Below are 13,144 nucleotides of genomic sequence, written 5' to 3'. Positions count from 1 at the left end.
GCACCTGGGCAGCAGAGCAGTGTTCGGTGCGCCCGGGGCGGAGGAGCACGATGACTCCGGCTCGCTCGGCGTCATTCGCTGATCAGTGACTGCCGGGCGTGGCGGCCTAGGTGCTACGGCTTGTACGACCGCCGTCGGTGAGAACCAGGCCTTTCGCCCGCTCGAACTCTTCCTGAGTGATGTCGCCTCGGGTACGCAATTCGGAGAGCTTGGCGAGTTCGTCGGCGCTGCTGGGCCGGTTGCCGCCTGCCGTTTCCTTGACATAGGAGTCGAACGCGTGGCGCTGCTGCCTGGTGTGTTCCATCTCGCGGCGGCCCATGCCCTTGCCGCGGGCAAGCAGGTACACGAAGACCCCGAGGAAGGGCAGCACGATCACGAAGACCGTCCAGCCGGCTTTGCCCCAACCGCTCAAAGAGTCGTCACGGAAGATATCGAAGACGATCTTGAATAGCAGGAAGATCCACATGAACCAGAGAAAGAACCACATCATGGTCCAGAAAGCACCCAGCATCGGGTAGTCGTAGGCGATGTACATCCGCGGGGTCCCCTCGTGGCTCATCCGTGTTTCCACCTGGCGCTAACAGTGCACCGTTGCAGTGCCAGCCACCTCACTCGCTACGGGTGAATTTGTGGCCGCGAGGCCAGTGGCTTCGCCGGGCGGGCGGCTACGCGCCGGAAGCGGGCGGATGCGCGTTTCGGCACACAGCATCGGTGGCAGACGAACGTGCTGCGATCTGGGGCGTTCCCGGGAGGGCATTCGCGTCCGGGCCGTGAGAGGCGCCGGAGGACGGCTGACCCTCCAGGATGGCGATGAGTTCTTCAGCCTGGGGCCATTCGCCGAATCCTGATGCCGGGTTGAGGTGGCCGACTGCGCCCAGTTGCACCAGTCGGCTGCCCCAGCCGTGGGCCAGTTCGGCGACGCGTTCGGGTGTTCCCAACGGGTCGTCGGCGCTGGCGGCGAGGATGCTGGGGAAGGGCAGCCGCGTGCGGGGCACGGGGGTCCAGCCGTGCCCCGCCAGTTCGGCAGGGGTGGGGTAGCCGTCCGGCAGCGGTGTCTCGAGGTCCGCCGGTGTGGCGAGCAGCGCGCCGCGTACATCGGCGCGGTGGCGGGCGGCCCAGTGCACCGTGGTGATGGCGCCGGCGCTGTGGGCGACCAGCAGGACCGGCCCGTCCAGGGGCGCCAGCGTTGCTGCCAGGTGGGCGATGTGAGCGTCCAGGCGGAGCCGTTCCCCGGCCAACGGTGCAACGGTACGGACGGCTCGTCCGGCCTCGGCGAGACGTTGGGCCAGCACGGTCTGCCAGTGGTTCGCGATGTGGTCGCGCAGACCGGGGACGATGACCACGGTGGGTTCCACGGTGGCGCTCATGAGGGGACCTGCGAGGGGTGCATGGTCTCCGCCTTCGTGGACAGGTCGGCCAGGCGGTGGAGGTCGCGTTCGTACCAGTGCCGGCCGACCAGGAAGGCCAGTGTGGCAAGGACCGCGACGAGGGGCACGAGGCGCAGGGCGCCCAGCAGGCCGAAGCGGTCCGCGAGTGCGCCCGTGACGGCGGGGCCGGGGGCCAGTCCGAGCAGGCTGTTGGCCAGGGTGAGGGTGGCGAACGCGGTGGCCGCGATGGAGGCGGGGGTCAGGTTCGCCACCATGGCCGCCGCGGGTCCGGCGGAGCCGGCCGACAGCAGGCAGCCGACGGCCAGAGCAAGCAACTGGGCTGGTCCGCTGGGCAGTTGGAAGGCGAGGGTCAGCAGGAGGAGTGCGCCGAGGCTGCAGCCTGCCGCGACGGCCCATTTGCGGATGGGGGCGGTGGAGCTGATGCGGTCGGAGGCCACGCCGCCGAATATCATCCCCAGGCCGATGATCATGGCGAAGGCACCGGCGGCTCCGCCCGCTTTGGCCGGGGCCATGTGGTAGTAGCGGTTGAAGAAGCTGGGCAGCCAGGACAACAGCGCGCCGGCGATGAACAGTTGCAGTCCGCTGCCGACGTAGGCGCTGATGACCGAGACGGACGAGAAGAGGCGGGGCAGGTGAGTGCGCAGCCGCCCGTGTGCTTCCGCGTCGTCGCTGCCGGAGGGGCGTCCGTGGGGCGCCAGTCTGCTCTCCTTGACGACGACCCCGTACACGGCGGCGAGCACCAGGCCGAAGATCCCCATCGCGGCGAACGCCCAGCGCCAGCCGGCCGACTGGGCCACCGCGCCGCCGAGGGCCACGCCCAGCACCGAACCGAAGGCGCCGCCGGCGATGAAGGCGCCGGAGAGGGTGGCCCGCAGGGTGATGGGGAAGATGCTGAGGACCACGGCGATGCCGACGCTGCCGTAGGCGGCCTCGCCGATGCCGACGAAGAGGCGGCCGACGAACATCTCGCCGTAACTCGCCGACACGGCACACCCCAGGGTGGCCAGGCTCCACAGCGTGGCGGCCAGCAGCAGACTGCGGACCCGTCCCCACCGGTCGGCCATGAGGGACATGGGGAAGGTGAGCACGCCGACCGCCAGGGCCACGATGCCGCTGAGCGAGCCCAACGCGGCGTCGGACAGCAGCCATTCGGCCTTCAGCATCGGGAAGACGGCGTTGAGGACTTGACGGGACATGTAGTCGGACAGCAGCAGGCCGAAGCCGAGGGCGAAAACCGTCCAGGCATAGCCTTTGGACACGGGCCACTGTGATGCGGACGATGCCGGGGTCGTGGACTGCGCAGTGGTGTGAAACTTCATTGTCATCACCTCGACTGCTTGAAGGGGAAGGTCAGAACGGCCTGTCGCCGACGATTCCGGCGCGCTCCATCTTGCGGACGGCGGGCCAGTAGTCCTGGACGGCGTAGTGCTGGGTGGAGCGGTTGTCCCAGATGGCCACGCTGTTGGGAGTCCAACGCCAGCGCACCTGGTACTCGGGGATCGCCGCCTGGCTGATCAGATAGGTGAGCAGATGGCTCGCGCCGGGTGCGTAGTCCTGACCGAAACGCACGTTCTCGGGCGTGTGGTAGTTGACGAAGTGCGTCGTGAACGCGTTGACGAAGAGGATCTCCTCGCCCGTCTCGGGGTGGGTCCGCACGACAGGGTGTTCGGCGTCGGGGAACCGCTCCTTCAGCGCGTGCCGCTGCTCTTCAGGCATGACGGCGCCGAAGGTGGCCTCGATGCCGTGCCGGGCACGCAGCCCGCCGATCCGGGTCTTGATGTCCTCGGGGAGCCGGCGGTAGGCCTCGACCATGTTCACCCAGATCGTGTCGCCGCCGACCGGGGGCGATTCGACGCAGCGCAGTACGGCGCCCATCGAGGGGGTCACGCGCCATGTGCCGTCGGTGTGCAAGGCGTTCTCGTAGTGCTCCGGCGGGCTGTCAAGCTCCTTGTAGATCCGGACCAGTCCGGGATGGTCCGGGTCGCTGCCGGCTACGGGATGGTCCTCCAGTGCGCCGAAGCGCGCGGCGAAGGCGACGTGGTCGGCACGTGAGATGTCTTGGTCCCGCAGGAAGAGGACCTTGTGCGTCAGCAGCAGGCTTTTGATCTCGGCGAAGAGGTCGTCGTCACGGGCCGCGTCGGCCAGGCTCACACCGCTGAGCTCGGCTCCGATGGTGCAGGTAAGCGGCTCGGCCTTGACGGTGGTCCGGTGCACGAGCGCCGGGGTCTGCGGCGAGGACGAGAGGGTGTCTGGCATGGGTGCTCACTCCCTGGGTGGAACGAGGTGTGCCCTCTTCACAGGACGAAGACGGAGGATCCGGTGGTCCGGCCGGCTTCCAGGTCGCGGTGCGCCTGCTCCGCGTCCTCGAGGGCGTAGCGCTGATTGATTTCGATCTTGATGCGCCCGGCGGCGACGTGCTGGAACAGCTCGCCGGCGAGCGCGGCGCGCTCGGCGGGGTCTGAGATGTAGTCGGCCAGGGCAGGGCGGGTGACGAACACCGAGCCCTGCAGGGCGAGTTGCATCGCGTCGATCGGCGGGACGGGCCCGGAGGCGGTGCCGAAGCACACCAGGAGCCCGCGGCGGGCCAGTGAGGCCACGGAGCCCGCGAAGGTGTCCTTGCCCACGCTGTCGAACACGACCGGGACACCCACGCCGTCGGTCAGCTCGCGGACCCGGTCGGCCACGTTCTCGCGCCGGTAGCGGATGACGTGCTCGCATCCGTGTGCTCGGGCGATGTCAGCCTTCTCCTCGCTGGACACCGTTCCGATCACACGGATGCCGAGCAGTGCGGCCCACTGGCTCACGATCAGGCCCACCCCGCCCGCCGCGGCGTGCAGCAGCACGGTGTCGCCGGGCTTGAGCGGATGGATCCTGCGCAGCAGATAGGCCGCGGTCAGGCCGCGCATGGTCATCGCGGCCGCCGTCTCGCAGCTGATCTCGGGGGGCAGTCCGATCAGGTGCGAGGCGGGCATGACCCGCTCCGTGCTGTAAGCACCCAGCGGACTTCCGGTGTACGTCACCCGGTCGCCCTCGGCGACGTCGGTGACACCTTCGCCCACCGCCTCCACCACGCCCGCGGCCTCGACGCCGATGCCGTCGGGCAGTCGGACCGGATAGAGGCCGGTGCGGAAGTAGGTGTCGGCGAAATTGAGGCCGACGGCCTGGTGCCGGATACGCACCTCACCGGGGCCGGGATCGCCGACGGTGACCTCCTCCGACTTCAGGACGTCGGGACCACCGGTTTCGTAGAAGCGGACGGCGTGTGCCACAGAGTGCTCCGAAGGATTCGCGCGGGTGGGTGGTGCCTTGCGTGCGGGACGGCCCCGCACGCCGGCGTGGATCAGGCCTTGGCGCCGCGCAGCATGAAACCGCGCTGTCCCGGCCGGCGGTTGGGAACCATGCCGAGCCGGGCGAGAGTCTCCTCGGCGTCGGCGTAGTACTCGCCGATCTTGTAGATCCGCTTGGCGTCGGCGCCGGTGGCGATGTCGCGGCCGAGGGCCTCGGAGATCTTCACCATCTGCTCGACCTGGGCCACGGAGGACATCCGCTCGCCCTTGGCGCGCCAGAGGTTGTCCTCGTTGCCGACGCGCACGTGCTGCCCGAGTGCGATGGCGACGGCGTTCATCGGCGCCACGGCGCGCATGGAGCTCTCGATGGTGAGAACAGCGCCGTCCGGGACGCGGCGGATGAACTCGATCAGGTCGGCGGGGTGCCGGCCGGCGAAGCCGCCACCGATGGCAACGTAGTTGAGGATCAGCGGTCCGGTGTAGATGCCCGCGCGGATCAGTCGCTCCACCGTCTCCAGCTGGGCCAGGTGGGCGAGTTGGAAGTGCGGCTGGATGCCGTTCGCGTGCAGCCGCTCGAGGTGCTCCAGGTAGAAGTCCGGGCCGGCCTCGACGACCATGTCGCGGTAGGCCCGGTAGTAGTCCGGCTTCGCGATGGACGTGCCCTGGAGGTCGTCGTCGTTCATGATCTCGACGATGTTCATCTGGCTGGTGTTGATCGCGATCGTCACCTGGTCCGGCGCCGGGGTGAGTTCGGCGAGCAGGTGGCGGGTGTCGTAGGCGAGCCACTTGGCGTCGCCGCCCTCGCCCTCCGGGGCGAAGGAGATCGAACCGCCGATCTGAAGCACCATGTTGGGCACTGTCTCGCGCAGCCGCCCGAGCAGTTCGTTGAACATGGACATCCGCTTGGAGCCCTTGCCGTCGAGCTCACGGACGTGGATGTGGAGCACCGTCGCCCCGGCGTTGTAGCAGTCGACAGCCGCCTGCACGTGCTGGTCCATGGTCAGGGGCAGGTCGTCCGCGTCCCCGGGAAGCCACTCGGGGCCGTACGGCGCGGCCTGGATCACCAACTTCTCCTGGTTCTCCGGGAAGAGCGAGTCGTCGTGGAAATGCACGGGGCTTCTCCTTGGCGTAGAGGTGATCGCGTCACGGATCAGGCGGCGGACGCGACGACTGGCCTGCGGCGGCGATGGCCACAACCGGCTCAGTTGCGGGCCGCAAGCCGGAAGGAGAGCTCTCAGGGGAGCTGAAGAGCGCTCCTTCCGGAGGCCGACCGCCTGCGCGGTGGTGCCAAGGTAGGGTGGGCGGCACGCCGCTGCTTTGCGTGTGGGGACACGTGACTTGCCGATCGGGGACATGCTGGTGGACATCGCGGACACATGACCGGCCCCGCTCCTGTCACAGCAGGCGTATGCCCTTCCGCTTCAGTTGCCGCGGGGAACTTGCGGGCCGCCCCGCATCTTGCGCCACTCCCGCGGGCCGGTGCCGAAGTGCTCGTTGAACCAGCGGGAGAACGCGCTGAGGGACGAGAATCCCAGCAGCGTGGACACCTCGGTCAGGGAACGGTTGGGGTTGGCGACGAACTGCTCCGCGAGCGCCGTGCGGGTCGATTGGAGCAGTGAGGAGAATGTCTCTCCGGAGCGGGCCAGATGGCGGTGAACGGTGCGCCGGTCCACCTCGAGGCTGCGTGCGATCTGCTCGATGGAGCAGCGCCCGGTCGGCAGCAGCGCCTCGATGAGGTCGCGCACGCGGTCCACCTCGGATGCCGTGCCGGCGGACGCGATGGGCTCGAAGTACTGCCGGGTATAACTGCGCAGTTGGGCGTCGGCCATGGCATTGGGGGCGTCCAGGTCGGCGGCGTAGAAGACGATGCCGTTGAAGTCGCGGTCGAACTCCACGACAGGCCCGAACAGGCGACGGTGGCCTGCGGTGTCCCGCGGCGCCGGGTGGCCGAAGCAGACCGCCGAGGGACGCCAGTGCGGGCCGAGGAATCCGCTCAGCACGCGGTGGAAGGCGCCCACGGCGAGTTCCGTGCCCTGCCGGGCCGGCTGCGGTTCGCCCAGCCGGAGGTCCACCTTGAGGGTGGCCACCCCGTTGCCTTCCGACAGCCGTGCATGCAGGACCTCGTTGTAGGTGTGCTGATGGCGGATCAACAGGGCCAGGGCACTGCGCACATCGGGCTCTTCACGGACCAGCAGACTGATGGGGCCGAGGTTGGAAAAGCGTCGCCGCTCGGTCAGCAGCAGACCGAAGTCCTCCCGCCCGCAGGCGGCGGCCGACGACTCCAGCAGGCGGACCACCGCCGTGCCAGAGATCCACCGGTCCTGCACGGCGAGGTCCGCGGTGTCCAAGCCCACGGCCTTCATCAGGGCACGGGGGTCGAGCCCGAGAGATCGGCTCAGCTCGACATAACCGTTGAGGGCCGCGGTACGGGCAAGGGGCCTCATGGGCACGCTCCGAGGGGAATGAGTCCCCAGAAGTTAAGTTCTTCGTCCCGGTACGTCAAGCACGCCGGGGTCGTGGTCCGTAGCATCCCCGTTCAGCACGGCCCGTGCGGCGGAGCGGCGGCCGTTCCGCCGCCCGGCCCCGCACAGCCGGAAACAACTGCCCGGCTCGCCAGACCTCCCGGAGGAGACCATGGCTGAGACCCCACATGCACCGACGGTGCCGGCCGAACCGTTCACGGGCCTCGCCCTGTGGTACGGACCCGACCTGGCGGGCCGCGACGACTGGATCCTCCAGCTGTCGGCCGAGAACCGTGACGAATTGCGTGCGGCGGCGCACACCGCCCGCACTCGCGCCGCCCCCCTGCTGCGCATGACGATCGCCGACTTCCCGCTGGCCACGCTCGCCACCGAGCTGGAACGCGCTGCGAAAACCCTCTCCGAGGGGCGGGGTTTCCTACTGATCAAGGGCGTCCCGGAAGATCTGCTCGCACAGGCCGAAGCGGCCACCGTCCTACGCGGCATCGGCCAGTACCTCGGCAGGCCCGTCCCGCAGACCGCCGGCGGCCATACCCTCTGCCACATCCGGGACGTCGGCCCGCCGCAACGGGAGGACCCGGCACCGCCGGCGTGCCTGACCCGCGCCGTGGTGCCGTTGCACACCTCCGAGTCCGACCTGCTCGGCCTGCTGTGCCTTCGACCGGCCCGCTCAGGCGGCCGAACACTGCTTGCCAGCGCCGCTGCCGTGCACAACGCCGTGCTCGGCACCCGCCCACATCTCGCCGCGCGCCTGTACGGCACCCACCCCTTCGACCGCCGGCAGGAGCAGGCGCCCGGCGACGGGTCCTTCCTGGCCTCCCCACTCGTCACCCGGCACGGCGACCGGCCCAGCATGCGGTACGACCGTGCCCGCCTCGATGTCGGTGCACGCGCCGCCTGGGACGGCGCCCTGGTCGCCGACACGGAGCTGTACGACGTCATCGACACGACAGCCGCCTCACCCGCCGTCCGGCTCGATCTGGATCTCGAGCCCGGTGATCTGCTGCTGCTCGACAATCACGTGGTGCTGCACGGCCGCTCGGCGTACGAGGACTTCGACGCAGTGGAGCAGAAGCGCCACCTGCTGCGCCTGTGGCTGGCCCGCCCCGGCGAGACCGGCCTGGCCGCCCAGGCAGCCGGAGCACACGTCCGCCCGACGACACGCACTGGAGTCACTCCACGCGATGTCGTCCGCCCCCGGAGCCTGCGCACGTCAGGTTCGGGGTGTGTGTCGCTGCGCGCCCACCGAGACGAATCGAGGACACCACGGTCATGACCAATCTCGCCACCCTCCTGGTGAACTCCGCGGCTGCGCACAACGCGCGCATCGCCGTGCGGCACGACGACACGGCCCTGACGTACGAGCAACTCGACGAGGCAAGTGCCCGGCTCGCCGACGCACTGCGGGACCGGGGCGTCCAACCGGGTGACGCGGTCGCGATGACCATGCCCAATGTGCCGCTCTTCCCGGTCGCGTACTACGGCATCCTCCGGTCCGGCGGCGTGGTCGTGCCGATGAATCCGCTGCTCAAGGCCCGTGAGGCAGCCTTCGTGCTGCGCGACTCGGGAGCCCGGATGGCACTGGCCCACCCGATGTGCGCTGAGGAGATCGCGAAGGCGGCCGCCGAGACCGGAGCCACGTGCCTGGCCACGGATTCCGACACCTTCCACACGCTGCTGCGCGCTGCCCAGCCCCTGGCCGGCGTTGTCGAACGGGCCGACGACGACACCGCTGTCATCTTGTACACCTCAGGTACGACGGGCACGCCCAAGGGGGCTGAACTCACCCACCGCAACCTGCTGACCAACACCGCAGCCACCGCGCAGACCCTGCTTCTGCTCGGTCCGGAGGATGTCCTCTTCGGGGGGCTGCCTCTGTTCCACGCCTTCGGGCAGACCTGTGCCATGAACGCCTCCGTGGCCGTCGGCGCGACGCTCACGTTGCTGCCCCGGTTCAATGCGGAGCAGGCTCTGGATGTGATGCGCAGAGACGGGGTGACCGTCTTTCTCGGCGTGCCGACGATGTACTCCGCGCTTTTGCAGGCCCGCCGGCCCGACGGGCATGACGTCTCCCGGCTGCGGCTCGCCGTCTCGGGCGGTGCCGCCCTGCCGGTCGAGGTGCTGCACGACTTCGAGCGGACCCTCGGGGCGACCGTGCTTGAAGGCTACGGCCTGTCGGAGACCTCTCCGGTGGCCTCCTTCAACCATCCAGACCGTTCGCGCAAAGCCGGCTCGATCGGCACTCCGGTGCGGGGCGTCGAGATGAAACTCGTCGCCGACGACGGGACCCCCGCGGAGCCCGGCGCGGTGGGGGAGATCGCGGTACGCGGCGAGAACGTGATGAAGGGCTACTTCAACAATCCCGATGCCAGCGCCTGCGCTCTCCGGGACGGCTGGTTCTACACCGGCGACCTGGCACGCGTCGACGAGGACGGCTTCTACTACATCGTGGACCGGAAGAAGGACCTGATCATCCGGGGCGGCTACAACGTCTACCCGCGCGAGATCGAGGAGGTCCTCTACGGGCATCCCGCGGTCGCCGAGGCCGCCGTCGTGGGAGTTCCGGAGCCGCTGCACGGCGAGGAAGTCGCTGCGGTCGTCGTGCTGAGGACGGGCGAGGAGGCGACGTCGCAGGAGATCCGGGACTACGTCAAGGAACGTGTCGCGGCCTACAAGTATCCGCGCATCGTCACTCTCGCCACCGAACTGCCCAAAGGCCCCACCGGCAAGATCCTCAAGCGGGAGATCATCGTCCCGCCGGCGCCGGCGCCGGTCCGCTCGTGAACCTCACGCCTGGGCTGGTTGCCAGCCATGCGGTGACGGCCGCGATGAGGATCAGCGTGATGTTGAGGGCGATCCGGTGATCCCCGATGCGCAGGTGGACCGCGGTGGCGCCGATCTGCAGCATCACGAAGGCGGTGGTCGCTGGGGGGCCAGCCAGGGGGCGATGCCAGTCAGCGGCGGGAGGCGCAGCCCGATCGCGCCGAGCACTTCGAGCCGTCCGATGACCCTGACGGCGGTAGGGGAGCGCGGTCGACCCAGGCCGTCACGCCGCCACTCGCCAGGTCATCGGCGAGACCAAATCTGCAGTGCGCAGCCGCTGCCGTAACCCTCATTGCGAAGACGGCCGGCCGAGCGAAGCCCATCCCGGAGGTACGTCGGGACACCCTGGGGGCGTACCGCCGCCAGGACCGTCCCTGTCAGGCGACCAGATCGGCGATGCTCCGGGCCGTCAGCCAGAGACCGAGGAGCAGGGAAAGCGTGACGATCAGCTGTTCCTGGTGCTGCTCCAGCCAGCTCCGCAGGGCGTTCAACCGGGCGTTCGCGACGGCGGGCGCCCGCACCGCGTAGATCTCCATGACGATGAGGCTGAGTGTGGCCAGCAGACAGTAACCGGTCAGTGCGAGCCAGTCGGTGAGGGTGGAGAGGTCCGCGTCGACGGCGGTCGCGGCGCCGGCACCGACCAGTGCCCAGGGCTGCAGCAGCCATGCCAGACCGGCTGCCGCGGCCGGAGAGGCCTTGTCGATCAGGGAGGTCCAGCGTGGCGGACCGTGCGGGCCGGGTGGTCGTCGATGCCGGTATGCGCTGTACAGCACCAGTATCAGGCCGATGGCCAGTTTCACGTCGATCACGGCAGTCGAGGGCACGCTGTGACGCGCCGGGGGCTGACCACCGGTCAGCAGCACCACACAGGCGATCACTGCAATCAGGTTGGCCAGCCACGACAACAGGAACGCCAGGCCCTGGCGAACGCCGCGCCGCGAGGAGAGCAGCAGGATGAAGGCGCTGTTGTGCAAAGGCCCCAGGGTGATGGCCGTAGCGATCACAACCAGGTCGAGGACCATCGGATCAGTCGCTCCTGGATGTCGGGGCCGTCTGCCACCTGTGGAGGGGCGGAACGGTCGGCAAAGTGAGGCGGTGCTGCTGCGGTGCCGTATCCCGACTCTGCAGTCGACGGCCCGGCCGGTCAAGCCGGCCACGCCTGTATGGCCGCACCGGCTGCCCGGAGGGCTCCCGAACGAGGCCGGCCTGGCCTGGCCCGTGCCGGGGGCGATGTGCGGTTCGCCGCTGACGTCGGTGGATGTGGTGACCGACGCACCATGGCGCTGTCGGCACCGCCGTGCGGTGATGCGTGTGACGCGTTCGTCGGGGTGAGGCACAGCTCGACCTTGTTACGTGCCGCCCGCCGGTGGTCGTTGCGCCTTTGTGGGCGGTGAGGTTGCCGAGGATGACGTAGGGGCGCCGTCAGGGCGGGCGGCCCGGATGCTCTTGAGGGCGATGCGGTTGTGGTTGACGCCCTTGTGGCGCCGGTTGACGCCCCAGAGGGTGTCGGTGCCGACGAGTAGCAGCCATGGAGGCAGCGCACGGCTTGGGTGCGGTGGAAGGTGGCCGGGAGCCGGTCGGGCCGTCCGGACCTCGCCGCGCAGGAACCCGCGGTCGGACGGATGCCGAGCGGACCGAACTCATCGAGGGCGAAGGTACGGTCCGGGTGCTCATGGATCACGTACTCGATTCGTTTCAGCTTGGCGTCCTTGTCCGGATCGGTGGACTCTTTCCGGGTTCCCGCCGGCCGAGGCCAGCCCGATCAACTTCTTCTCCATCGGGCCGGTCTGCCCTGGAATGAGAACGGGGCTGCCCGCTCGGAGTTGATCGAGTGGCGAGGCGGCGGAGCGGACGATTGGGGTTCCTGACGTAGGGCCCGCGTGTGGATTCGGCAAGGCAAGAACAACGTCCCCTACGTCGGGGCGTTATGGCCGGGGGCCGGGGACCGGCTGGCCCTAGGGCTGCTTCGCCGGCAGGGGGCAGGGTGAGATGAGTAACCTGCGGGAGGTCGCCATGACGACCATGGACTCCCAGGCCCGTGACCTGGTGCAGATGTTTTTCGCGCAATGTGAGCCGATTGTTGCCGACGCTCGGGCACAGTGGCGCACGACGGGTGAGCTGGACCGGATCACCGTCAGCCAGTTGCGGTTGTGGGCGGTGGACCGCGCGGTGTACGGCGCCCATGCCCCCTATGGGGCGGGTCGGTCCCGTGAAGTGCAGGAGTGGCAGGTCCTCGACCGCTGGCTGGCCGACAACGACCATCGGGATCTCGGGCAGTAGGCGGCCGGCCGGTGGTGGAGCGCGCGGCCCGTTCTGCCCTGAGCCGCGGGCTGCAATCGCGCAATCGCGGACGTACGGCAGGTATCTCCGTCTTGGGCATTGGTGCCGTGAGACGGGAGCCCGTGAGGGGATTGTCTGGCAGCTCCGGTGGTGGTTGCCGGCTCGTGGGAGCCAGCCGGCAGCCGTGCGTCCGTCGCCCACCGCACCTGTGGCGACGGACGTATCAGCGCTTCGGACCGGCCTCCCGCAGGGCTGGTCGTGCTCATTGCCCTGTGCCACCGGCCCTGCCTACCGGACAGGGAAGGGCGCACTGGATCGGCCGGCTGCCGTGGGGCGGCATGTCGATGCAGTGCTGCGGCAATAGGGTTCGCCCTGTGCTCACTTGGAATGCGACGGAGGCGGGTCGCCAGTGCCGAGACGGCGTTCGAGGCGACTGTTCGACGGGGAGGCCCGACCACTTCTCGCGGTCCCTGATCACTCGGTGCGCAGCCTCGGTGGGCTGCTCCTCCGTGTCCTGTGGGTCCTCCCCGTCCCTGTCATTCCACCGTTTCCGCATCGGTTCCACGAGGGCCGTAGGGCCCCGATGTGACTGCCCGAGGCCCTTGACGGGCGCGGCTGCCGCGGACTCGTCCGCCCTCCTGAAGCCTTGCCTTTGCCGTCCGGTACGGGCCACTGCCCAGCCGTGCGCTGCGTTGCTGATCCAGCCGTCGCCCGGTGGGGCGATCCCGTGCCGACAGCGGCATCACTTACTGCAGCGTGATCTCCTGGCCGATTGATCGCTCGCGGGCGGAGGCGAGAACCAGGGCCGTGGCCGCGGCGTCCTGTACTGCCACGCCGACCGACTTGTAGAGGGTGATCTGGTCCGGCGTGGTGCGTCCCGGTTTGC

12 protein-coding genes and 2 pseudogenes are annotated in these 13,144 nt (G+C 69.2%); 3 read left to right on the top strand and 11 right to left on the bottom strand.

What is annotated here, in order from left to right:
• Positions 1–106 precede the first annotated feature (106 nt).
• The 7 genes from ACIBN2_RS36655 to ACIBN2_RS36625 all read right to left on the bottom strand — a co-directional run bounded on the left by ACIBN2_RS36655 (position 107) and on the right by ACIBN2_RS36625 (position 7,119).
• Positions 107–535, bottom strand: coding sequence for an SHOCT domain-containing protein (locus ACIBN2_RS36655; protein WP_399141069.1), 429 nt, complete (start codon positions 533–535; stop codon positions 107–109).
• Positions 536–665: 130 nt separating this feature from the next.
• On the bottom strand, positions 666–1,367 hold the full coding sequence (locus ACIBN2_RS36650) for an RBBP9/YdeN family alpha/beta hydrolase (protein ID WP_399141067.1): 702 nt from the start codon (positions 1,365–1,367) through the stop codon (positions 666–668).
• A complete protein-coding gene (locus ACIBN2_RS36645; RefSeq protein WP_399141066.1) occupies positions 1,364–2,647 on the bottom strand; it encodes an MFS transporter in 1,284 nt (427 codons plus the stop codon). The genes ACIBN2_RS36650 and ACIBN2_RS36645 overlap by 4 nt, the downstream gene beginning before the upstream one ends.
• A 91-nt stretch (positions 2,648–2,738) precedes the next feature.
• Positions 2,739–3,644 carry a TauD/TfdA dioxygenase family protein gene (locus tag ACIBN2_RS36640; protein ID WP_399141064.1) on the bottom strand — a complete coding sequence of 302 codons (906 nt, stop codon included), beginning with the start codon at positions 3,642–3,644 and terminating at the stop codon, positions 2,739–2,741.
• Between the two features lie 38 nt (positions 3,645–3,682).
• The gene (locus ACIBN2_RS36635; RefSeq protein ID WP_399141062.1) at positions 3,683–4,657 is read right to left on the bottom strand and encodes a quinone oxidoreductase family protein; all 975 of its coding nucleotides are present in this window, start codon (positions 4,655–4,657) and stop codon (positions 3,683–3,685) included.
• A 71-nt stretch (positions 4,658–4,728) separates the two neighbouring features.
• Positions 4,729–5,787: a 3-keto-5-aminohexanoate cleavage protein gene (locus ACIBN2_RS36630; RefSeq protein WP_399141060.1), complete on the bottom strand. Its 1,059-nt coding sequence runs from the start codon at positions 5,785–5,787 to the stop codon at positions 4,729–4,731.
• Between the two features lie 309 nt (positions 5,788–6,096).
• Positions 6,097–7,119 (bottom strand): AraC family transcriptional regulator, encoded by a 1,023-nt coding sequence (locus ACIBN2_RS36625; protein WP_399141059.1) that lies wholly within the window; start codon positions 7,117–7,119, stop codon positions 6,097–6,099.
• A gap of 190 nt (positions 7,120–7,309) precedes the next feature.
• On the opposite strand from ACIBN2_RS36625, the gene ACIBN2_RS36620 reads away from it, so the two are divergent.
• Together ACIBN2_RS36620 and ACIBN2_RS36615 are read left to right on the top strand one after the other, a co-directional pair.
• Positions 7,310–8,431, top strand: coding sequence for a TauD/TfdA family dioxygenase (locus tag ACIBN2_RS36620; protein WP_399141057.1), 1,122 nt, complete (start codon positions 7,310–7,312; stop codon positions 8,429–8,431).
• Positions 8,428–9,939 (top strand): long-chain fatty acid--CoA ligase, encoded by a 1,512-nt coding sequence (locus ACIBN2_RS36615; RefSeq protein ID WP_399141055.1) that lies wholly within the window; start codon positions 8,428–8,430, stop codon positions 9,937–9,939. The genes ACIBN2_RS36620 and ACIBN2_RS36615 overlap by 4 nt, the downstream gene beginning before the upstream one ends.
• On the opposite strand, the pseudogene ACIBN2_RS36610 reads toward ACIBN2_RS36615, so the two are convergent.
• The 3 genes and pseudogenes from ACIBN2_RS36610 to ACIBN2_RS36600 form a co-directional block, all read right to left on the bottom strand.
• Positions 9,902–10,199 (bottom strand): annotated as a pseudogene (locus tag ACIBN2_RS36610) (DoxX family protein); the annotation flags it as partial. The gene ACIBN2_RS36615 and the pseudogene ACIBN2_RS36610 overlap by 38 nt on opposite strands.
• A gap of 156 nt (positions 10,200–10,355) precedes the next feature.
• Positions 10,356–11,000, bottom strand: a complete 645-nt coding sequence (locus ACIBN2_RS36605) for a GAP family protein (RefSeq protein WP_399141054.1) — start codon at positions 10,998–11,000, stop codon at positions 10,356–10,358.
• Positions 11,001–11,122: 122 nt separating this feature from the next.
• Positions 11,123–11,716: pseudogene (locus tag ACIBN2_RS36600) on the bottom strand (hypothetical protein); the annotation flags it as partial.
• Positions 11,717–11,991: 275 nt separating this feature from the next.
• Between ACIBN2_RS36600 and ACIBN2_RS36595 the strand changes: the two are divergent.
• Positions 11,992–12,258, top strand: a complete 267-nt coding sequence (locus ACIBN2_RS36595; RefSeq protein WP_399141052.1) for a hypothetical protein — start codon at positions 11,992–11,994, stop codon at positions 12,256–12,258.
• A gap of 746 nt (positions 12,259–13,004) precedes the next feature.
• Here ACIBN2_RS36595 and ACIBN2_RS36590 read toward each other — a convergent pair.
• Entirely contained in the window at positions 13,005–13,115 is a 111-nt protein-coding gene (locus tag ACIBN2_RS36590; protein WP_399141444.1) for a hypothetical protein, read from the bottom strand.
• Positions 13,116–13,144: the final 29 nt, after the last annotated feature.

Origin of the sequence: Streptomyces sp. NPDC050534, assembly GCF_044457745.1 — a bacterium.
Lineage (GTDB): Bacteria > Actinomycetota > Actinomycetes > Streptomycetales > Streptomycetaceae > Streptomyces.
Note: the sequence above shows the minus strand (reverse complement) of the source record. Positions and strands in the feature narration are given on the sequence as shown.